The following is a 20,830-nucleotide window of genomic DNA, read 5'->3' as shown; positions in this document are numbered from 1 at the left end:
TAATATAACTATCTAGATGGGAATAGCTTTTATTTAGGTAGTGTGTGTTTTGTTTTAATTAGAAACAATTTACAAATTTCGGAAGCTGAAACGAAAAAGGCTTGCCGAGTGGCAAGCCTTTGGAATTGGTGGAGCTGGCGGGATTTGAACCCGCGTCGATGTCGCTATTTTATTGGCCTGTAGGGAAGTCTGTGCAGTATTTGTGTTTTTTGATTTCTGCTAGGCTTAGGTCTTATGCTTCGAAATTGGTTGGCTTCTCTTTTTTCAACGGCGCATTCCACCACTGCCTGAAAGTCATTTTATCCCTCCAACATTCGTATAGCACTCGGCATAACTCATATACCAAATATAATCCAAAGAACACTGCGAAGAATTTCCAATCCATGTTCAAGCTCCCTATCTGTTCTGATAGTCATATTACCATAATTCTCCAAATGTAAGCCTAGTTAGTTATGAGGTTTACTAAATTGGACTTAACTATGACTAAAAAGACATCAAAATGTGATCTGCAAATCACATTTATTCATCAATTCAAACGCGCTACAAGAACAGAGTGGCCTGATAAGTTTCGAGTCTGCTGGCATTTTAATCCAGAGTCACTCGACTATATCTATGAACACAAAGATGAGAAGTTTATAACTAACGGCTTTGTACTCTCAGATGGGCTAGTACAGCAGCTTCCTGAGGAACTGAGAAAGAAATACTTCACTCCTTCAGAAAGGTGCTTGTTATTTCTGTTCTTCGAACTACAGATCTCTGAATTCATCAACTCTAAAGAAGTAGATGATGTTGAATTTGAAAACGTGTTCGGCGTATCGAAAAAGCGTTATTTTTCGGTGGAAGCAATTGATGAATGGAGTGAGCAGATCGACTTACTTTAAGGGCTGCATTGCAGCCCTTTATTAAATTTCCTTATATAATTTGTAAAGTTCTTTATGTAGCCTCTTGAAATCCTTATCAAGGCTTTTCCTTTCTTCTTTACATCTCCTAACTTTCCAGGCTAGATAAAGCCGACAGAAGTTAGCGTATGAACGAGGCTTTGATTTCTGGCGCTCTTTTATAAACTCATATGTATAAGCATAAAGGTCTAGAACCGTTGTTCCATATGTTTTGTACAAATAATTACCATCATATACTCTATGGTGTATACCATTTGCTGCTCGTTCCCATTCATTCAGAATAGTTACAATTGCTTGGGTCTCAGTAGTGGCATACATTTCCTTTTTTGCGAACTCAACTATTGGCTGCTGTAGACGGTTTTGCGTTATCTTCATCAAAACAAGCCAAGCATCTCTTACTTTGTCGCTATTTTTGTAATTGTGCTCAAAGTCAACGGAGTTTTTTTCTCGGGCAGATTTCCTATTCATTTTTATGCTGACGAAAGCGAATAGTGCTGCGAGCACAGCTGCTCCAAGAGTGGAGTAAAATGTAGGGTGATACCTTGCTATACATACAAGGTAGCCCATATCCCTAAAGCACTCATCCATGAACCACCTCTTCTAAACGAAAAAAGCACAATGAACTCATTGTGCTTTTAAATATAGTTTGTAGGCTTAGTTAGCCTAAATCGCCCCAATCTTCTTCTCTGTACATCGTATTACTCCTGTACGTTACTTAAAGACTAATATAACTGAATAATCACCTCAGTCAAGAAACAAGTCTTTTCTGCAATAACCCTCTGATTGTAAAGGGTTTTTTCTTCGCCTTTGTCTATGGCAAGCTTTTCTCCGAAAAGCTTGCCATAGACAGCGAGATAGATCAATACTTATTTGCATATAATATCTACATTTTACCAAACTATCAAGATCACATGTTCGAAAGAAAAGCACCCCTCGCGGGGTGCTCAATACTATTTACTCTCCAATGTTCGCATACAAAAATACGCTACTACTGAAAAAATAATCCCTATACCCACGCATCCAAACGAAATCAAAAATAACCTATATGACAATGTCTCAAAAGCAATGAGGTCGGGATAATCTAGCAATAGAAACAGTATGTTCCAGAGTGTATTAATAATTGCGACATAGCTTACTGAATTAGCAAGTGATATCCATTTTCCAGAGAGTTTAATGCAAGCGTCGAAAACGCTTTCGTAGTTAGGTCTCATAATAAATTCCTCAGTTAGTCCTATGATTAACTAAGTTCTGCTCATGAGAATTCTGCTAGATGAAAAGGATCTTTTTATTTTGATTTGCGCAATGGCTGCCTTCCGTACAGCAAGACAACAGTTTCAGTGTAGAAAAACGAGATGCTGGTTTTACAAACCTTCGACTATTTAAGAGGGCGCGGGAATACATCGAAGTGACTCGATAAAAGCAAACTACATATTAAAAAGGACGGTACGCCTTAGGGGATAAAGCAAACACTTTATCTATATGCCGAGGTTGTAAGACGCCTCCGCATCGTCTAGCCCACTAATTTATGGCAAGAGCCAACGCCAGTCTACCAGATAGGTTTAGGTCATGTTTAGTCTCCTGTTATATAAAGGGGAGGTTAATGGCGTACCGTCTAAGCTGTTACCAGATTAATGCGTCGCGCTCACATTAATCGGTAACTACATTCAGTTTACTTCAATCGAAATTTCCATTGTCATGTAAATTATGCTGAAAATTTTCGTAATCGGAGACTATATAGTAATAGCTGAGCCGCAATCTTTCATAAACTCAATCTGCTTGAGTCTCATGAACTCGGGTGGGAACACTACTGATAGCACAGTAAACCTCGACAGTGCAATCCTCCTGCTGGCTCGACGTACATAGAGGTATGTGCGTTAAAGATGCTTTGTCTATCAACACGATATTCAATAATTCTTGAAGCTATCGTAAGCCATAAAAAAAGGGAGCGAATCGCTCCCTGAGGTCAAGTCTACAACTAATTCAACAGCCCTAAAGCTCTTCCTCCGTCACGAAAACCTTCTAACCTTATTCCCACTATTCTGTCATTACTGGTTTTTGCGAGCGCTTCCAGCTTAGCGAGTTCGGTGAAAAACGCTTCTCTGGAAATAGACTGTGACTTGTCATCTCCTAACGGTCTTTTACTGTTAAACATTAATTCGTATATGACATCACATTGATTGTGCTGAAATTTGATTTGGCTCGTTAGTGTCGCTTGCTGACTTTCAGTGAAAGATGAACGGGTGTTAGCGAATAGACGAGCGTGCGCTTTCTCAATCTGGGTGAGGAACCGCTGGCGATGACTATACATGTATACAAATTCATATAGCCCTTCGTCACCTTCAAATTCCATTAAATATTTCGCAAGTATTTTGGCGCGAAGGTCACCATTAGATTTATTCTTGGCATTAGATGTTTCCATCTCAATCGCGATACGACAGCCAGTATTTGCATCTACGACCAGAGCATCAACGAGTCGAGGGTCATTTGCTCTATTTTCTAACTGAATAGCAATATCGCGCTCAGACGCAAACCCCTTAATTTTCTTAGTCTTTACTAAGTCGAGAATAACAATCTGTACCGACAGGTCGTGAAGCAAATTTCGTTCGTTCACTCTGCTAACATCTGAGCGCAGGTGTAGTTCTCTGTTGAGCAAAAATTCCGCTTCTCGAATGCCTTGGTTAGTTAGAACTATGAAGCTCCTGTCTTGGTTAGCAAAAGTAGGATGTATAGCTACGATTTGTTTCTTTTTGAGTCGATTTACAAGTTTATTTACAGCTTCTCTTGATAGCTCCAGGTGGCGCTGAATTACGGTTTTACAGGTAACTCCAAATATTCCTGTTATCGCTATTGCGGCATTCTCTCGCTGTATGCCAATTGACGCTGGGTCACTTTTATTGGTGATGTATAGGTTGCGTATAGAAGACTCGATTGCACGGTCTATGTAGTTCATTTCATTCTCCTGTTTTTAAATCATAACTACATAGAATCAAGCTCGGGAGAATCTTCGAATAAGCGCACAATGCCTTGCATTATGCTATAGCTTCGCTTTGCTAAGCATACTGCTTAGCTACAACATTTCTTATTCTTAAAATGTTGTCTACTTCGTAGGAGTAAATCTTCTGCAAAGCAGAGCTGACGCGACTCGTCGCTGCTCTGCTACTTGTCACGTTGTGACTGCGACAGAAGTTTTACTCGGAGTCAGCTACCGCTGATTAAGGCCATTTTTACCCTAGTGTAGCATCGGGAAAAAGTGTTACTCGGATACACCTCGCTACATTCGCACCGCAGGTGCTCAGGCAGGGATATGTTGCTACGCAACTTACCCTTGGTTTGCTGGGGCAAACTAAAACTGGCCTTAATCTGCGATGCTGACTCCGGCTACGTGACCAGATATGTTTCACATAACTGTTCACTACGCAGTAGTTATTGAGCTTTGCTCAAGCTTTTTTACATAATCGTATCGATTACGTTGTTTGCATCTTCGATAAGAGTGAAAAGCAATTTGCTGGAGGTAATAGGCAAATAATTGGAAGAAAAAAGAGCACCCAGTGGGTGCTCCAAGAACATTCTATTTTTTTCGCAGCCTTGCACTTTGTAAGTGACAAGCAACTGATAATAAATAGATAAGTAAAATTAGCATATAGCCTCTCATTCCGGTGAACGGATAACTCTCTGCCACTTCGAATCGAGTTATTAGTTGCACAACAAAAATCACAAACAGAATGTCTCCTATGGTCATTAGTTGTGAGCTTAGAACGTCAAACAATGCAATAAAAAATTGCCGCTTACATTTCATGTATTTCTCCTTTTATGTCTTCGGCCTTAAAAAGGGCCACACAAGGAGAATTTTTGAGATTGCAGCAAAGCTTTTTCTTTAACCGCTGACTTCGAGAGTAATTCTGCTTTTGATAGTAGTTTAAAATCGCGTGATTATTACGCTTTAATCATGAGTTGATTTTGTGGTTAGATGTCCGCGAAATTCAGTCTTGTCACTTTGTGACTCCGGCTATCTAAAACGCTATGTTTCGCAAACTTCTTCAAAGTTGTGTTTTTGTATCTTAGATATCGCGTCGATGATTGAGTGAATTGTAAGGTTTTCAAGAACTCACTGATTAAACACTTTTAGGATTCTACAAATACCAATGCCACGCCTAATCATGCTACTTTAGTATAATGGGCGAAGATGTTAGATTGAACGCTAGCGTAGTGTGTAACGATGCAAAAATTCTGGTACGTTTTAGGAAGTTATTAAATATGGATATTTATTGTGTTGATGTGGGTTCAATAAAAAATAACAACTTCGGTTGGGCTAAGCTTACTTTAGAGAACGAAAAGGTTGAGAGTGGCTCGGATATTGGTGAGTTAGCAGAAAGCATTTCGAATTCATTAGACTCTAGTGTACAAGTTTCGATCGGCTTTGAATGTCCCTTATTTGTTCCCGTAAGAGACGAACCTGTAAAAGTAAATAGTGCACGGAAAGGCGAGGGTAATAGACCTTGGAGTTCTGGTGCTGGTATCAGCGCTATGGGAACTGGATTAGTCGAAGCGCTTTGGATAATGCGAAAAGTTAATGAGCTTACGAAAGTAACGCCTTCAGCAACATTTTGTTGGGAAACATTTCAACGCAAAGAATGTAATGTATTTCTCTGGGAGGCATTTGTAAGCGGAGATGCAAAAGGGAAAACGCATATCGACGACGCGTTAATTGCGGCAAACCATTTCAAAAACAATATTCATCAACTTGAATCCGTGAACTCAATCTCTGAAGATGATGCCCTTTCTTTAATTGGAGCAGCGGGACTCAAATCTGGCTGGTTCCAAGACTTATCTGTATTATCAATGACGTGTTTAGTTTTAAAAACCCCCTAACGTCAAAATTATAGAGGTAATGCGATGGAACGCTACGAACTATTAAAAGCATACCAACGTGAACATCGTGACACGTTTTGCGATAACTTAACCCTTCGAAGTCACAGAGGTTTAAGCTGGTTGCAACGCGCTGAGATGTGCGACGACGACCCAGATGCAAAATTTATATTTCTATGGATTGCTTTTAACGCTATTTACGCACAAGACTTAGATGCACTAAAACTAAGAGAAGCCGAGAGCTTTTCGCGGTTTATCGAAAAACTGCTTTCATTGGACAGTAACAATACCCTAAGTGACATAGTGTGGCAGGAATTTCCGCGCAGTATAAGGGTATTGTTGAACAACCAGTATGTGTATCAGCCTTTCTGGGATTATCAAAACGGCAATATAACGGAAGATGAATTCAAAACCCGCTTCGCTGAATCAAAGTCTAAAGCCGCTAAAGCATTGGGAAACACCCAGACTCAAACAGTGCTTCAACTGGTGTTACAACGATTGTATACGCTAAGAAATCAACTAATCCATGGCGGTGCAACATGGAATAGCCGTGTTAATCGTGAGCAGTTACGAGATGCAAATTGCTTTTTACATAAACTCGTCCCCGCATTATTAAACATTATGATGCGTAACCCCAAGGAGTTGTGGGGTACTGCAAACTATCCCGTGGTTACATCCTAAGCAGTTAAACAAGCTAATAGCATAAAACGCTAAAACCAACTGAATACACGCGGTAACATTAACAAACAGAATAAGTGATGCTGGCGACAATGGGCCTGCATACAAAACAGAAAACAGGACAATGTAGTGGATAACAAAGAACAAGAATTTCTCAACGGTCTTGAAAAAAAGCTGTGGAATGCAGCAGATAAACTGCGCTCGACCTTAGATGCCGCTCAATACAAACATGCTGTATTGGGGTTAGTTTTTCTTAAATATGTTTCCGACGCGTTCGCCATTCGTCAGCAAGAGTTGAAAGCTGCATTTAGTAACCCCGATGACGAATACTTTATAGATCCCGCTGACTTTGATGAAGGCGAAAAAGACCCCGAATACCTTGAGGAAGTAAACGCTGAGCTGGAAGTTCGCGATTTTTATACTGAAAAGAATGTATTCTGGGTGCCAAAAGAAGCCCGTTGGTCGTTTCTTCAGGATAACAATAAAGTTGTTAACGGTGGTGAAATCGAGATTGGAGCTGACGAAGCTACTGGCAAAGCAGGTAAGAAAATACGATCTGTTGGTCAATTAATTGATAACGCACTAGAAGCCATTGAGCGCGACAACGCCAAGCTCAAAGGTGTACTCAATAAGCAGTACACCACATTGAAAATTGACCAAAGTAAATTAGGCGAGCTTATCGACCTCATTGCTACTATTCCCTTTAACCACGCAACCATGAACAGTAAAGATATTCTTGGGCATGTGTATGAATACTTTCTAGGGCAGTTCGCGTTAGCAGAAGGTAAAAAAGGCGGCCAATACTACACGCCAAAATCCATCGTATCGCTAATTGTTGAAATGCTAGAGCCATTTAAAGGCCGCGTATACGACCCTGCGATGGGGAGCGGCGGCTTTTTCGTGCAGTCTGAAAAATTCATTACAGAACACGGTGGGCGCATTGGTGACGTAAGTATTTACGGGCAGGAATACAATTACACTACATGGCAGTTAGCAGCTATGAATATGGCTATACGAGGTATCGACTTTAATTTCGGTAAAGAGCCAGCCAGTACCTACACCAATAACCAACACCCAGACTTACGTGCCGACTACATCATGGCAAACCCACCCTTCAACATGAAGGAGTGGGATGCAGGGGTAGCAGCAGACGACCCACGCTGGAAGTACGGAACACCTCCACCTGGTAACGCCAACTTTGCTTGGTTGCAACACATGTTGTACCACTTGGCCCCAAATGGTTCTCTTGGCTTACTGCTAGCCAATGGCTCTATGAGTTCGAACACCAATAACGAAGGTGCAATACGCAAAGCGCTTATCGAAAACGACTTGGTTGAATGTATGGTGGCGTTGCCAGGTCAGCTATTTACCAATACGCAAATTCCAGCTTGTATCTGGTTTTTAACCAAAAACAAAAGCGCACGGGTAAATGACTATGGCCGAAACCTTCGAGGCAGAAAGGGCGAAGTGCTGTTTATCGATGCACGTAACCTCGGCTATATGAAAGACAGAGTGCTTAGAGACTTTGCAGCAGAAGACATTCAGAAAGTTACGGATGCATTCCACAATTGGCAAACTGGCGAAAATTACGAAGATGCTGCTGGATTCTGTAAGTCTGCAAAGCTTGGTGAAATTCAAAAGCATGACTTTGTGCTAACGCCAGGGCGCTACGTAGGTGCAGCAGATCAGGAAGATGATGGCGAACCTTTCACAGAGAAGATGGCACGATTAACATCTCAGTTAAAAGAACAGTTTGAAGAGAGTAACCGACTGGAGCAGCAGATAAAAGAAAATCTGAAGGGGTTCGGTTATGAGTTTTAGCCAAATTGGTGATCATGTTGAGCTACAACGTGGAAATACGTATAAAAGTGCGTTACTCAACGCCGAAGGGCCATTTTTACTTGGGTTAGGTTCCATCCAGAAAGATGGTGGTTTCAAAGATAGTAATCTACGAACCTATGGTGGGCCTTCAGCTGAAAAAATGCTAGTTTATCCTGGCGACTTATACGTTTCTTTAAAGGATGTTACTCAATCTGGAGATTTACTTGGATCAGTAGCCCGTGTTCCTAAACATATACCTGTTGGTAGAATGACCCAAGATACGGTGAAATTACTATTTAAATCTGATATTGACAGAAATTATTTTTATTGGCTGTTAAGAACGCCTGAATACAGAAACTATTGCAGAAGCAGGGCTACTGGAACAACCAATCTAGGCTTGAGTAGAGATGATTTCTTTGCATTCGAAGTACCTGCGTTCAGTGATACAAGGCAAAGACTAGTCAACATCCTTGAGCACATTGAAAGCAAAATTGTCACGTCAGTAAGAATAAATCATACTCTTGAAGCCATTGCCCAAGCCATCTTCAAAAGCTGGTTCGTAGATTTTGAACCAACCAAAGCCAAAATCGCCGCCCGCGAAGCATTACTGGCAGAAAACCCAGCCGCCACACCAGAGCAAATCGCCACCGCAGAACGACAAGCCGCTATTCAAGCAATAGCTGGCGCTGGTGACTTCATTCCAACTCAACAACTTGAAACCATCGCAAGCCTGTTTCCGAATACACTGGTAGATAGTGAGTTGGGCGAGATACCAAAGGGGTGGGAGCTTTGTATAAGTGGTGAATTGATAGATGTAAGAGATGGAACTCATGACTCGCCCAAGAGAGCGGAAAGTGGATATCCACTTGTAACTTCGAAACACATCACATCAGGTGTTTTGAAGTTAGAAGACACTTACTTGATTTCCGAAGAAGACTTTGAAAAGGTAAATAAAAGAAGCGCAGTTAAAACTGGTGATATATTACTTACAATGATCGGAACTGTAGGTATACCTTACTTAGTCCTTGAGAAGGAAGTAAATTTTGCAATTAAGAATGTGGGGTTATTTAGGACTTCGAACAGTAATAAACACCAATTCTATTTCTATTTTTTACTAAAAACTCAGATGATGCAGGACTATCTAGAAGCAAGAATGGCTGGTACGACTCAGAGATATTTATCATTAAAAGTTTTAAGGAATATGCAATTTATTTCTCCTCCAAAAGACAGTGCTTTGCTTAGCTATTTTAACTTAGTTGTTACGCCAATAATGAATTTGATTCAGCAGAATTCTCAGCAGAAATATAGCTTGGCTGAATTGAGAGATTCTCTATTGGTAAAATTACTTTCTGGTGAAATCTGCTTCGAAGATAAGGATGTTGATTAGAATGACAAACATACCATTGAATAAAATCTATCAGCATAAAATTAACTTTCTTATAGGATCTGGAGCTTCAAGTGGTTTATTTCCAACGTTGTGGTTAAACCTTAAAGACTCAGAAAATACCGAACAAACAGAAACGATAGAAACACTTGCGACAAAGTTAGAAAGTAGCGGATATAAACATCATTATACTTTGTTGTTTATGTACTATTTCAAGAAAATTATTGAGCCAGTTTGTAGTTTTAAGCTTGAATATATTGATGTGCCGCATCCCCCTCCTTGTTCAGGTGCTGATAGTTGTGAAAAATGTAAAATAATTAAAAATAGAAAAGACGTAATAGCAAACTACGAATTATTTTTGGATACCTTGGTTCGTATACTTCAACACAAGAACGATTTCACAAAGCGATGCAATGTATTTACTACGAACTACGATGGTTGTATTCCTTTTGTTACTGATAAATTGCTACAAAAAGGTTCTTCAGCATTTGTTGTTAATGATGGAACAAACGGATTTTTGAAAAAAACGTTATCAGCAAGAAACTTCAATACATACATTTGTGATGCAGGCATTTTTGGAAAGAGTTCTACGGACATTCCCCAGCTAAATTTGATAAATCTACATGGTTCAGCGTATTGGCGGAAGCAAGGCGAGACAATATCTGTTAACTATACGGACATTGAAACGGGTGTACAAATCCCTGATGAAGCCAACGGTTTATTAGATGAGTTAGACTCGATTTTAAACGATAGCGATAAAACTATTAATGACGTTTTAAATATTGAATTTGAATTTTCAGAAGATGATTGTTTAGCGTTTTGGGAATCATATAATAAACTTCCAATAGTTAATCCCACTAAATGGAAGTTCAATGAGACAGTATTTGAAGAACATTATTATCAAATGCTTCGTTTATTGAGTTATCAATTGGAAGAACCGAACTCTGTACTTATAACTTTTGGGTTTTCATTTGCTGATGAGCATATTGAAAAACTGGTTAAGAGATCTCTATCTAATCCTAAGCTTCAGGTTTTTGTTTGTTGTTTTAATCAAAAAGAATTGAGTGCAATGCGAAATCGATTTAGTTCGGAAAAAAATGTAAAGCTCATTCATTTTGAAAACGAGTGTTTAGATTTTAAGAAGTTTAATGAATGCGTTTTTAACGGCGACATGCTTCGGGACTCAGAATAAATGAGCATAACAGTCGGGGAAGTCATTGCGGTTAGAGGAACTCAGGTTACGTTGCGTATTTACGATGAGTCAAGCCTCGAAACATTGTTCTTTGAAGGGAAGGAATACAAAGGAGTCTCAATAAGAGAGTACATAGGCATTAAACGAGGATTCTGCCAGATAGTCTGTATCGTAGAAGGTGAGTATCTCGATGAGAATCGATTCGAAATAGATGACATAAAGAAGAAGTACATCAGAAAGGTTGATGTAAAGCCTATTGGATATTTTGAACAAGCATCTTTCAGCGATGGGGTTAAATTGATGCCCATGATTAAAGACAAGGCTCAGTTATTGAATGAGAACCAACTTATCAAAGTCTTTAGTCAAAGTGCCGACGGGTCATTCAAAATAGGCAAAATGCTGAAGGAAGAATTACCTGTGTCCCTTCCTTGGCAGAGAATCTTCAATAGTCATATCGGGATATTTGGTAATACTGGTAGTGGTAAATCGAATACTCTTACTAAGCTTTACACTGAGTTGTTTAATCAATATGAAGCGCGATTAAGTGGGAAGAGTGAATTCTTGCTGATAGATTTCAATGGAGAATACACAGGCAATCAACTCATAAAAGATATTGAAAATAAAACTGTTTTTAATTTATCAACGAAACGACAAAGCGACAAGAAAATCCCATTACAAAGTAAACAAGTATGGAATACAGAAATGCTCGCGTTGTTATTCCAGGCTACTTCTAATACCCAGACCCCCTTTTTAAATCGAGTCGTTTCAAAGAGGGAAGCTCATTCAAGTAATGTAAATAGTTTAAAAGATTATGTAATGAGCACTTATCATCTCTGCTTTGTCAACCCTGACCAAAGGCCTGAATTTTTGATTCAGTTAAAGATCATTGCCAAACATCTTGGCAACCAGGCTTTGATTGATAGGCTAGACGAGGTGTTTTGGTACGATCGAGAGGACAAGTTTGCCAGCAAGATACCTGGAAGCGGTAACTGGCGCTGGTATGACTCTAATGACGGATTTAATGATAATTTAAGGCCATTAATCGAAGCAGTAGATACGACTATAATTAGTGAGTTTGATGAGTTGGTTATAAGAATCAACATTCAAATGTTGAGAGATCTTACCTATGGTTATATACAGTTTGATCATATTCAACCATTACTGAAAAGAGTTGAATCCGCTATCAGTGATTTGAATAAGGTTTTTATTATAGTTGGTGATGATGTTAATCATTACAAGCTATTGAATGTCGTTTCTCTTAGGAATTGCAATCAAGTAGTTAAAAAGTTAGTTCCGCTTCTACTAGCTAAAATGTTCTATCAGAATCATAGGGAAAGCGTCGGGACAGTGCCTGAAAAGACGCTGCATTTTATTATTGATGAAGCACACAATATTCTATCTCAGCAATCAAGTAGAGAGCACGAAAGCTGGAAAGACTACCGATTAGAAATGTTCGAAGAAATAGTCAAGGAAGGGCGAAAATTTGGAATGTATTTGACGCTTTCTAGTCAAAGACCAGCCGATATATCACCGACAATAATGTCGCAAATTCATAACTTCTTCATACACCGATTAGTAAATGATAAAGACCTGTTTTTAATAGATAATACTATAAGCACATTAGACCGAATGTCGAAGAGTATGATTCCTAATTTGTCAAAGGGAAGTTGTGTATTAACTGGAACTGCATTTGACCTTCCGATAGTAATGCAAGTTGATTTTATTAGTGAGAAGGGATTAAGACCTGATAGTGACGATGTCGATTTAGAAGCACTTTGGGGTGTAACACAACCGGAACCAGCCGAATAAGCTTGATTGCTTTAGGGAAGAAGAATGATTACAGAAGACCAATTAGAGAAGCTTTGTATCGACTGGTTCAAAGAAACTGGCTATCAGTATGCAAACGGTTATGACATAGCCCCAGATGGGGCGTCTCCAGAGCGAGCAGACTATCAGCAAATATTGCTCGTTGAGCGACTTTTCTCACAACTCAAAAAAATAAACCCTCTACTACCCGAAGACGCGCTTCACTTGGCAGTAAGCGCAGTAAGTCAGCCTGACACGCCAATACTCACTAAAAACAACAAGCAGTTTCATCAATACCTTCTTGAAGGGGTGAAAGTAGAGTATAAGGAAGATGGTGAAGATAAAGTTGATTACGCAAGATTAATCGACTTCTCTTCAGTAGATAAAAATCAATTTCTTATTGTTAATCAGTTCACCATTACAGGTGCAAAGGGCAATCGTCGGCCCGATGTGTTGGTGTTTATCAATGGTATACCGTTGGCAGTAATTGAGCTTAAAAACCCCGCAACGGAAAATGCTACTATCGATAGCGCTTTTAATCAGCTTCTTACTTACAAAGAGCAAATACCCGACCTATTTACGTACAACGAAGCTTTAGTAATAAGCGATGGCTTTGCCGCGAAAGTTGGATCATTAACGGCTAATAAAGAACGCTTTTTACCATGGCGTACAGTAAAAGATGAAGATGACAAAAGACCTTATGAATACCAGCTTGAAACGGTTATAAGAGGCTTCTTTGAACCAGAGCTTTTCTTAGATTACATTCGTCACTTTGTGCTTTTTGAGGAAAGCGGTGGCGAGTTAATTAAGAAGATTGCTGCATACCACCAATTCCACGCAGTGCGAGCAGCAGTAGAAGCTACTGTAGTGGCTAGTCGTAAAGAAGAAGATATAGACGAATTCAGCGAGCCACGCGCCAATTATCACAAAAAAGTAAAGCCAGGTTCAGGTAAGGCCGGAGTAGTGTGGCACACACAAGGCTCTGGTAAGTCAATTTCTATGGTTTGCTACGCAGGCAAACTAATGGCTCAGCCAAAAATGAATAACCCGACTATTGTGGTAGTTACCGATAGAAATGATTTAGACGGGCAATTATTCAATACCTTTTCAATGGCATCAGAAACGCTTAAACAGACACCTGTTCAAGCTGAAGATCGTGACTCTTTACGCGAAATTCTTACTTCAAAACAGTCTGGTGGTATTGTATTCACCACTATCCAAAAATTTGCGTTGCTAGCGAGTGAAGCAGAGCACCCAATATTGAGTAGCCGTAGTAATATCGTTGTCGTTAGTGACGAAGCACACCGCAGTCAATATGGCGATAAAGCGCGTTACGTAGAAATTAAAGATAAAGACGGCAACGTAATTGATAGTAAATATGTTTATGGCTATTCAAAATATTTGCGCGATGCGTTGCCCAATGCTTCTTTTATCGGTTTTACGGGAACACCAATATCGTCAGAAGATAAAGATACCCGTGCTGTCTTCGGCGATTATGTTTCTATCTACGATATTCAAGATGCAGTAGAAGATGGTGCCACAGTGCCTATCTACTACGAATCACGCTTAGCAAAACTCGATATTAGGCAGGATGATATCGAAAAGTTAAATGCAGACGTTGATGAAGTGTTCGAAGATGAAGAAGATGCTTCACAAAAAGAAAAAGCTAAATCGAAGTGGGCGGCGCTTGAGAAGTTGGTAGGCGCTGAACCACGAATGGCTGAAGTTGCCGAAGATTTAGTAAATCACTTCGAAACGCGTATATCTACATTTCCTGGCAAGGCTATGATTGTGTGTATGAGCCGTGAAATCTGCGTTCATATGTACAATGCATTGGTTGCCCTTCGCCCTGATTGGCATGATGACGACCCTAATAAAGGTGCCGTTAAGGTTATCATGACGGGGTCTGCATCTGATAAACCCTTATTGCAGGCGCATATTCACAACAAGGACATCAAAAAGTCTTTTGAGAAACGTTATAAAGACATTAACGACCCCTTACAAATAGTGATTGTTCGAGACATGTGGCTAACTGGATTTGATGCGCCTATTTGTCATACGATGTATGTAGACAAACCAATGAAAGGCCATAACCTCATGCAGGCCATTGCCCGTGTAAACCGAGTGTTTAAAGATAAGCCAGGCGGACTTATTGTTGACTATATCGGTATTGCTAACGAACTGAAAAATGCATTGAAAACATATGCAGATTCCCAGGGCAGGGGGAAACCAACACACGATAATCATGAAGCATTTGCAATTATGCTTGAAAAGCTTGAGATCATTCGAGCGTTGATGGTTGGGTATGATTACTCAGATTACGAAAGCAATGCACTTAAGCTTTTACCTGGTGCAATGAATCATATTTTGGGTTTGCCTAACCCTAATAATGGTCAACTTGACGGAAAAAAACGCTTCCTCGATGCAATGCTTCCACTTTCTAAAGCATTTTCATTATGTAGTACATTGGATGAAACCGCAGAGTACAAAAAAGAAATAGCCTTTTTCAGTGCAATAAAATCGGCTTTCGCCAAGCATAGCGGCGGGAAGAAAAAGTCTGATGAAGATAAGAATTCTGCTCTTAAGCAAATTATTGATAATGCCATTGTTGCTGGCGGAGTTGTCGATGTATTTGAATCTGTGGGGTTAGACAAGCCTAATGTAGGGCTGTTATCTGAAGAGTTTCTAGATGACGTAAGAAACATGAAGCAGCGCCATCTTGCGGTTGAGCTATTAGAAAAACTGCTCAAGGACGACGTTAAAGCCAAAATGAAAAATGATGTAGTTTCAGAAAAGGCTTATTCAGAGCGAATTATGGAAACGCTTCGAAAGTATCACAATCGCGCTATAGAAACTGCGCAAGTGATAGAAGAGCTAATCCAAATGGCAAAAGATATGGAGGATGATCTTAAGCAAGCTGAAGAACTCGGTATGAATAATGACGAGATCGCTTTTTATCGAGCACTAATTCAAAATGAAAGTGCGGTTAGAGAGCTTGGTGACAATAACTTACGTAGCCTTGCTAAAGATATTACCGAAAAGCTTCGAAAATCCACCACTGTAGATTGGCAAAAACGAGACAGTGTTCGAGCAAGGTTACGAAACTTAGTACGTAGAGCATTACGCAGATGGAAATACCCACCAGATCGCTCTGACGAGGCAATAGAACTATGCCTTAAGCAGGCCGAAGTTTTGAGTGAAAGTTGGACTTCTTAATGCATATCCCACAGGATTTTTCTTTTTTCAAGGAACTCTATCGTTCTGAGTTACTCAGTATCCAAATCGAAGGGGGAGCTTATGACCCTGTTAACCACACATTTGTTGATGTTGAAGCTCTTCGGTTCAATTTACGAATCGACAGCAAAATAAAGACACTCAAAATCTACTATGAGTGTAATTGGTTTGAATGTTACAGCGAATATGATGACTACAATGGTGAATACGCCTCATGTATAGGAAAAATGGTTGAACCAAATAGTGATTATTTATTTCTATCAACAAAATCAATAGAGTTACAAGGTCTGTGTGCCGAACTAGAAGATTGTTATAGCAATGATTTGGAAGATTTCGCGACTTATTGCAATCTATTTTTCGACTTTGAAGAATTCCCCTTGGAAGTCAAATTCGACTTACAAAATAAGAAGACCACAGTTTCTTCAAAGGAAGTTCTAATTGATGCTTATACTGAGAACACGCCAGAACTGAGGGAGATCAGAAAAGACGGAACACTTGGCTTTTGACTTGTTACCAAGCTAGATGTTGCGAGTTTCGCGCGCTCGAAATACGTGCGTGTGCACTTATAACAATAAAAAGGATAGTTGCTTAAGATGTAAAGGCTTTCATTTAGATATTGAACCTACCGCAATCGCCGAGCTTTTGTGCTTCATTTTCACACAATTACTCAGGCAAATGATTCGATCTTAAAGCTTTAAACTCCAGCTATTTGTGTAAACAGAAATATCTATTAGAAAAAATAGAGCACCCTGGGGTGCTCTAATCATCATTCTGAATAGAGAGTTCTTTTCGCAAAACTTCGCAAATTAACGCTGTAACATAAAGCAAAAAAATAATAGCCCAGCCTTTCAATCCCACGAATGGATAAGACTTGTGGACTTCAAACTGTGTGACAAGTTGTATAAGCCATACGGCAAACAAAACATCTCCTAGCATCATTCCCCATTCCGTCACTCAAAACAACGCTGAGTAGAGCGCACGGCGACTACCTTTCATATTTTACCTTCCTTATTTTCTGAATTGACCTCAGAAGTAATAAGGATCTTAAGAAGGAAATTTATCGGGGAAAAAGGAATTAGCGCCCAATATCTCGGGAAAACTCAAAGTTTTTATATGAACTTGATGCCGCTCTGGAGGCAATTACATTGTTGCTGACTATGCAGTCAATGAAATTGAAAATGCCATAAATTTCATTAAATTTCTAGTCACTAAATCAATATTTATGGAATTAACATGACATTACTTAGCCACCAACTTTTCGACCACTGCGGCACATCAGTAGAATCAGCTGAACCATGCGATGAAGAAATATGCGCTCCCCATATAAACCCAAGCTCTGGCTTACCCCTTATAAAAAATAGTGGCGTGGATATTGGTGGCTATATCATCGGTGATGGGCCACTCAATCATCATGATGAAGTTGTGATAGCTACTATTGACGACTGTATTGAACCGTTTGATGTAGTTATAGAACCGACCTGTATATTTGAAGCTTTAAATACCCTTGATGATACCTTTTCTATTTCTGATGATATTTGTGGTTTGAGCGATGATTGGATATAGCCAAATCAGATTGCTTGGCGGAGGTTATAGCTTATACGCTAGAGGCCGCAAGTTGCAAAACACTGTTGAAATCAAGACTGTCAATCTTAGAAAAAAAGCACTGAAATTACTCAGTGCTTTCAGTCGATTGTTTATCGCTTCGAGGTTTGACCTTTTGATATCAATGGACGGGGTTTGTCGTCAGGGTTGTCTGGTGCGCCAAGATAATTACATTCAAAGCACTTATGGCCCTTTACGTATCGAAGGTTGGTATTACATGCGTAACAAAAATCAACCGTAGTATATACATTCTGCCCATTATTAATGGCTTCTTGTCTCGATATTTTATTTGCATCGTTTATTTCGCTTTGTCCAGTGGCGTCTTTACGATTTCGTAGTTCCTGCTTTTCTTTGTTACAAGGAACACACGCACCCTTAGAAGTACGCTCCCACGAGCCACAGCGTTTACATGGCTTTTTACTTGGTGGCATTTATAACCTCAATTTCCATTCTCCCGTAAATTTCGCTTGAGAATGATTAACTTGTAAAAATAGCTTCATCGGATGGCGACTAGCCTTCGGTGAAACAGCTTGTCTCTCATTACTCGAATATGGGGGGGCAAGTTATCAATGCAAGCTTTTGCGGCTGTACAAAATTTCTGTCGTGAAGTGTTTTGAAAAATTTAAGAGGATTGAGACAGTGTTAACAACCGTTCCGCTGAGCCAGTATTGCGTTATTTCTGGAGAGTCGATTAAGGCAGTTGAGCGCCGTATAGAGCGTGGTTATTGGGTGAAGGGTAGTCATTATTTTACTCCAGCAAATGTTCGCGAACGCTGGGTAGATCTTGTGGCGATAAGTGACTGGGCGCGTAATAGCGGTTCTAATTCTTAAATAGGAAAAATTGAATATGTTGTTAAAGAAAAATGCTGAGAAACTGAAAACAGTGCGCGGTGTGTCAATTCGTTATGATAAGCACGAGCGTGCAACGGGTATCCAACTGGCGTTTACCTACAAAGGCATTCAGTGTCGTGAGCCTGTTGGCTATCCAATTACTCAGGCAGGCCTCAATTCGGCAGCTAATAAATTGGGAAACATCAAGCATCAAATTGCTAAAGAAACCTTTTTCTACGCCGATTTTTTCCCTAAATCTAAAAAGTTAGCGTTGTTCGGTGGGGCTACGAAGGGAATTACGGTCAAAACTTATCTAGACAGGTATATTGATAAAGCAAAGGTGCGTAAATTATCCATAGCTACAATCGTTGGTTATAAAAAAGATTTGAAAGGTCTTAAGGCATTGTGGAACATACCCGTAGCAGAACTGGAGCGAATTAATATTGTTAACTATGTTAATAACGCTACCGTCTCTTCAAAAACGTTAGGTAATCGACTTTCCGTATTGCGATCTGCATTAGATGAAGCGATTACCGATAAGGTGATTAAGCTAAATCCACTTATCGGCTTTAAGTTGAAAGATCATATTGATATTGAAACAAAACACGACAATAGGCAAAAACATCTAGACGTTCTTCCGTTTACTCCTAACGAAATGACTAAAATCATAAATGAGACCTGTGGAACTGAAAAAGCAATTGTTACTCTGTTAAGCGAAACAGGTTTGAGATCAAGTGAATGGATTGCACTCAAAAAAACGGATGTTTGCCTCATAAGTCTAGAGGTTTCTATTTACGATGCTGTTGTTCACGGTACGACGAAAAGGACAAAAACGAAAGCCGGAAAAAGAACAATACCTATCTCTCAGGAGCTAGCAGACATGTTGGAGCTAGAAATGGATAAACATGATGAGGAGTACGTATTTGTTAATGATCAAGGAAGGAGATGGAATGCTGATTCATTTAGAAAACACAGATGGTCAAAAATTATAGAAAGGGCAGGGGTACGATACCGTTATCCATATCAACTTCGTCACACCTTTGCCACGAGGCTAATATCGCAGGGTGAAAATATTTGGAAAATTTCGAAGCTGATGGGGCACAAAAGTCCCCAGCAGCTGTTTGAACATTACGGTAACTATATTGAAGCATATGCAAAGCAATGTAGACGACAGGAAGCTCTAAGCTGATAGTTGAGTATTAGAAGCATTCAGAAAGCCAAAAGCCACTGACTAATTTAGACAGTGGCTTTTGGCTTTCTGATTTGAAACATCTATAAATAAGATACTTTAGTTTTAGCGCGACATTGTTAAGATAAACAAACAATACTATGCAAACGCTTTGAAAGCGTTAAAAGCCTGTCTAATAAGAAAAAATGGAATTTTCAAAACGTTATAAATTTTCTGATTGGCCTAACTCTGATATACCCAAGATATCTGCTGGGATTTATGCAATATGGAAGAGTGACGAACTTCTTTATTGCGGCATGTCAGGTCGTCAAATTGAAAATCACAAATCTGACAGAAAGTTTGGGCTGATAACAAGACTTAATAGCCATGCGTCGGGTCGGTTGAGTGGAGACCAGTTTTGCGTTTACGTTGCAAACAGGCTCGTTATCCCTTCACTACGAGCTGACGACCTGCCTAAATTTGCTAGCGGTGAACTAAAGCTAGATACAATGACAAAGCGCTACATTCATGAACACTTAGACTACCAGTATATCTTGGTAGATAGTAGTTCTGAGGCCTACACGGCTGAAGTAAATGCTCGAAATGGTAGTCTTTTGGGGCAAAAGCCTCTTCTGAACCCACTCTAGATGTTTTAGCTTATAAACACGATAATACTTTTAAAATTATGTTAGCTGTTCCAGAATCTGAGCTTCATGCAGAATTTGTCAAAAGGCATGAATGTACGTGGAACGGACATTTCATTGCCAGTATTAAACCACCTCTTATGGTGATCGGCGACTCGGCGCTATGCCCGTAGAGAGCCCATGTTAGAGACTCCAATTTGTTTGTTACAAGCAAATAAATTGGAGTAAACGACATGAGCAGATATGAATCCGTATCACACGTATTCTATCGATGTAAGCATCAAATTGTGTGGACACCGAATTACAGATACAAGTAAAGAGCTTTACCGTAGCATCTTTGCATTATGAAGAAGTGCACCGTGGCTGAATTGAATGTTTAAATAGACCATGTTCATCTGGTGGTGAGAACGCCGCCAAGTCTAAGTGTTTCAGAGTTAATAAGAACGTTAAAAGGACGAACGGCGATAAGGCTTTTCAACAAGTTCCCCTATCTCAGAAAGAAGAAGCTTTGGGCATCATTTCTGGCAGAGAGGTTACTTCGTTAATCCAGTAGGAGCCAATGAAGAAATAATAAGAAGATATGTAAAGTATCAAGATAAGCAATCAAAAGAGGATGAGGAACGCCAACACCTTCTCGAACTCAAATAAAACAGAAAGGCACCCCTATAGGGTGCCCAAAAGCAAAGCCACCTCCTATCGAGGTGG

16 protein-coding genes and 1 pseudogene are annotated in these 20,830 nt (G+C 39.7%); 14 read left to right on the top strand and 3 right to left on the bottom strand.

Features of this window, described 5'->3' with window-relative positions; all coding sequences use genetic code 11:
- Positions 1-479: 479 nt before the first annotated feature.
- Complete coding sequence (locus QME20_RS15765) at positions 480-881, top strand: hypothetical protein (protein WP_281716234.1); 402 nt, start codon at positions 480-482, stop codon at positions 879-881.
- Positions 882-902: 21 nt separating this feature from the next.
- On the opposite strand, the gene QME20_RS15760 is transcribed toward QME20_RS15765, so the two are convergent.
- Positions 903-1,487, bottom strand: a complete 585-nt coding sequence (locus QME20_RS15760; protein WP_281716233.1) for a DUF4760 domain-containing protein — start codon at positions 1,485-1,487, stop codon at positions 903-905.
- Between the two features lie 1,387 nt (positions 1,488-2,874).
- Positions 2,875-3,849: a hypothetical protein gene (locus QME20_RS15755; RefSeq protein WP_281716232.1), complete on the bottom strand. Its 975-nt coding sequence runs from the start codon at positions 3,847-3,849 to the stop codon at positions 2,875-2,877.
- 1,304 nt (positions 3,850-5,153) lie between these two features.
- Here QME20_RS15755 and QME20_RS15750 point away from each other — a divergent pair.
- The 9 genes from QME20_RS15750 to QME20_RS15710 all read left to right on the top strand — a co-directional run bounded on the left by QME20_RS15750 (position 5,154) and on the right by QME20_RS15710 (position 17,443).
- Positions 5,154-5,768 (top strand): hypothetical protein, encoded by a 615-nt coding sequence (locus QME20_RS15750; protein ID WP_281716231.1) that lies wholly within the window; start codon positions 5,154-5,156, stop codon positions 5,766-5,768.
- A gap of 24 nt (positions 5,769-5,792) precedes the next feature.
- Positions 5,793-6,446 (top strand): HEPN domain-containing protein, encoded by a 654-nt coding sequence (locus QME20_RS15745; protein WP_281716230.1) that lies wholly within the window; start codon positions 5,793-5,795, stop codon positions 6,444-6,446.
- Between the two features lie 126 nt (positions 6,447-6,572).
- Positions 6,573-8,264: a class I SAM-dependent DNA methyltransferase gene (locus tag QME20_RS15740; RefSeq protein ID WP_281716229.1), complete on the top strand. Its 1,692-nt coding sequence runs from the start codon at positions 6,573-6,575 to the stop codon at positions 8,262-8,264.
- Complete coding sequence (locus QME20_RS15735) at positions 8,254-9,651, top strand: restriction endonuclease subunit S (protein WP_281716228.1); 1,398 nt, start codon at positions 8,254-8,256, stop codon at positions 9,649-9,651. The genes QME20_RS15740 and QME20_RS15735 overlap by 11 nt, the downstream gene beginning before the upstream one ends.
- A 1-nt stretch (position 9,652) precedes the next feature.
- Entirely contained in the window at positions 9,653-10,840 is a 1,188-nt protein-coding gene (locus tag QME20_RS15730; protein ID WP_281716227.1) for an SIR2 family protein, read from the top strand.
- Complete coding sequence (locus QME20_RS15725) at positions 10,841-12,649, top strand: ATP-binding protein (protein WP_281716226.1); 1,809 nt, start codon at positions 10,841-10,843, stop codon at positions 12,647-12,649. It abuts the gene before it with no gap.
- A gap of 24 nt (positions 12,650-12,673) precedes the next feature.
- Entirely contained in the window at positions 12,674-15,862 is a 3,189-nt protein-coding gene (locus QME20_RS15720; RefSeq protein WP_281716225.1) for a type I restriction endonuclease subunit R, read from the top strand.
- Positions 15,862-16,386 (top strand): hypothetical protein, encoded by a 525-nt coding sequence (locus QME20_RS15715; RefSeq protein WP_281716224.1) that lies wholly within the window; start codon positions 15,862-15,864, stop codon positions 16,384-16,386. Before QME20_RS15720 ends, QME20_RS15715 begins: the two co-directional genes overlap by 1 nt.
- 727 nt (positions 16,387-17,113) lie before the next feature.
- Positions 17,114-17,443: a hypothetical protein gene (locus tag QME20_RS15710; RefSeq protein WP_281716223.1), complete on the top strand. Its 330-nt coding sequence runs from the start codon at positions 17,114-17,116 to the stop codon at positions 17,441-17,443.
- 131 nt (positions 17,444-17,574) lie between these two features.
- On the opposite strand, the gene QME20_RS15705 is transcribed toward QME20_RS15710, so the two are convergent.
- A complete protein-coding gene (locus tag QME20_RS15705) occupies positions 17,575-17,913 on the bottom strand; it encodes a hypothetical protein (protein WP_281716222.1) in 339 nt (112 codons plus the stop codon).
- 208 nt (positions 17,914-18,121) lie between these two features.
- On the opposite strand from QME20_RS15705, the gene QME20_RS15700 reads away from it, so the two are divergent.
- From QME20_RS15700 to tnpA, 4 genes and pseudogenes are all read left to right on the top strand, one after another.
- The gene (locus QME20_RS15700; protein ID WP_020745041.1) at positions 18,122-18,313 is read left to right on the top strand and encodes a hypothetical protein; all 192 of its coding nucleotides are present in this window, start codon (positions 18,122-18,124) and stop codon (positions 18,311-18,313) included.
- A 16-nt stretch (positions 18,314-18,329) separates the two neighbouring features.
- Positions 18,330-19,502: a site-specific integrase gene (locus tag QME20_RS15695; protein WP_281716221.1), complete on the top strand. Its 1,173-nt coding sequence runs from the start codon at positions 18,330-18,332 to the stop codon at positions 19,500-19,502.
- Positions 19,503-19,687: 185 nt separating this feature from the next.
- A complete protein-coding gene (locus tag QME20_RS15690; RefSeq protein ID WP_281716220.1) occupies positions 19,688-20,128 on the top strand; it encodes a hypothetical protein in 441 nt (146 codons plus the stop codon).
- A 230-nt stretch (positions 20,129-20,358) separates the two neighbouring features.
- Positions 20,359-20,773: pseudogene (gene tnpA / locus QME20_RS15685) on the top strand (IS200/IS605 family transposase).
- Positions 20,774-20,830: the final 57 nt, after the last annotated feature.

This window comes from Alteromonas sp. CyTr2 (assembly GCF_947311905.1).
Classification (GTDB): Bacteria; Pseudomonadota; Gammaproteobacteria; order Enterobacterales; family Alteromonadaceae; genus Alteromonas; species Alteromonas macleodii.
The sequence above is the reverse complement of the archived record's forward strand: the minus strand, read 5'-3'. Positions and strand labels throughout refer to the sequence as shown.

Bases quoted from the DNA above. Each gene is read 5' to 3' on its own strand.
- QME20_RS15765 (WP_281716234.1), top strand. From the start codon at position 480: ATGACTAAAAAGACATCAAAATGTGATCTGCAAATCACATTTATTCAT.
- QME20_RS15760 (WP_281716233.1), bottom strand. From the start codon at position 1,487: ATGGATGAGTGCTTTAGGGATATGGGCTACCTTGTATGTATAGCAAGG.
- QME20_RS15755 (WP_281716232.1), bottom strand. From the start codon at position 3,849: ATGAACTACATAGACCGTGCAATCGAGTCTTCTATACGCAACCTATAC.
- QME20_RS15750 (WP_281716231.1), top strand. From the start codon at position 5,154: ATGGATATTTATTGTGTTGATGTGGGTTCAATAAAAAATAACAACTTC.
- QME20_RS15745 (WP_281716230.1), top strand. From the start codon at position 5,793: ATGGAACGCTACGAACTATTAAAAGCATACCAACGTGAACATCGTGAC.
- QME20_RS15735 (WP_281716228.1), top strand. From the start codon at position 8,254: ATGAGTTTTAGCCAAATTGGTGATCATGTTGAGCTACAACGTGGAAAT.
- QME20_RS15730 (WP_281716227.1), top strand. From the start codon at position 9,653: ATGACAAACATACCATTGAATAAAATCTATCAGCATAAAATTAACTTT.
- QME20_RS15725 (WP_281716226.1), top strand. From the start codon at position 10,841: ATGAGCATAACAGTCGGGGAAGTCATTGCGGTTAGAGGAACTCAGGTT.
- QME20_RS15720 (WP_281716225.1), top strand. From the start codon at position 12,674: ATGATTACAGAAGACCAATTAGAGAAGCTTTGTATCGACTGGTTCAAA.
- QME20_RS15715 (WP_281716224.1), top strand. From the start codon at position 15,862: ATGCATATCCCACAGGATTTTTCTTTTTTCAAGGAACTCTATCGTTCT.
- QME20_RS15710 (WP_281716223.1), top strand. From the start codon at position 17,114: ATGACATTACTTAGCCACCAACTTTTCGACCACTGCGGCACATCAGTA.
- QME20_RS15705 (WP_281716222.1), bottom strand. From the start codon at position 17,913: ATGCCACCAAGTAAAAAGCCATGTAAACGCTGTGGCTCGTGGGAGCGT.
- QME20_RS15695 (WP_281716221.1), top strand. From the start codon at position 18,330: ATGTTGTTAAAGAAAAATGCTGAGAAACTGAAAACAGTGCGCGGTGTG.
- QME20_RS15690 (WP_281716220.1), top strand. From the start codon at position 19,688: ATGGAATTTTCAAAACGTTATAAATTTTCTGATTGGCCTAACTCTGAT.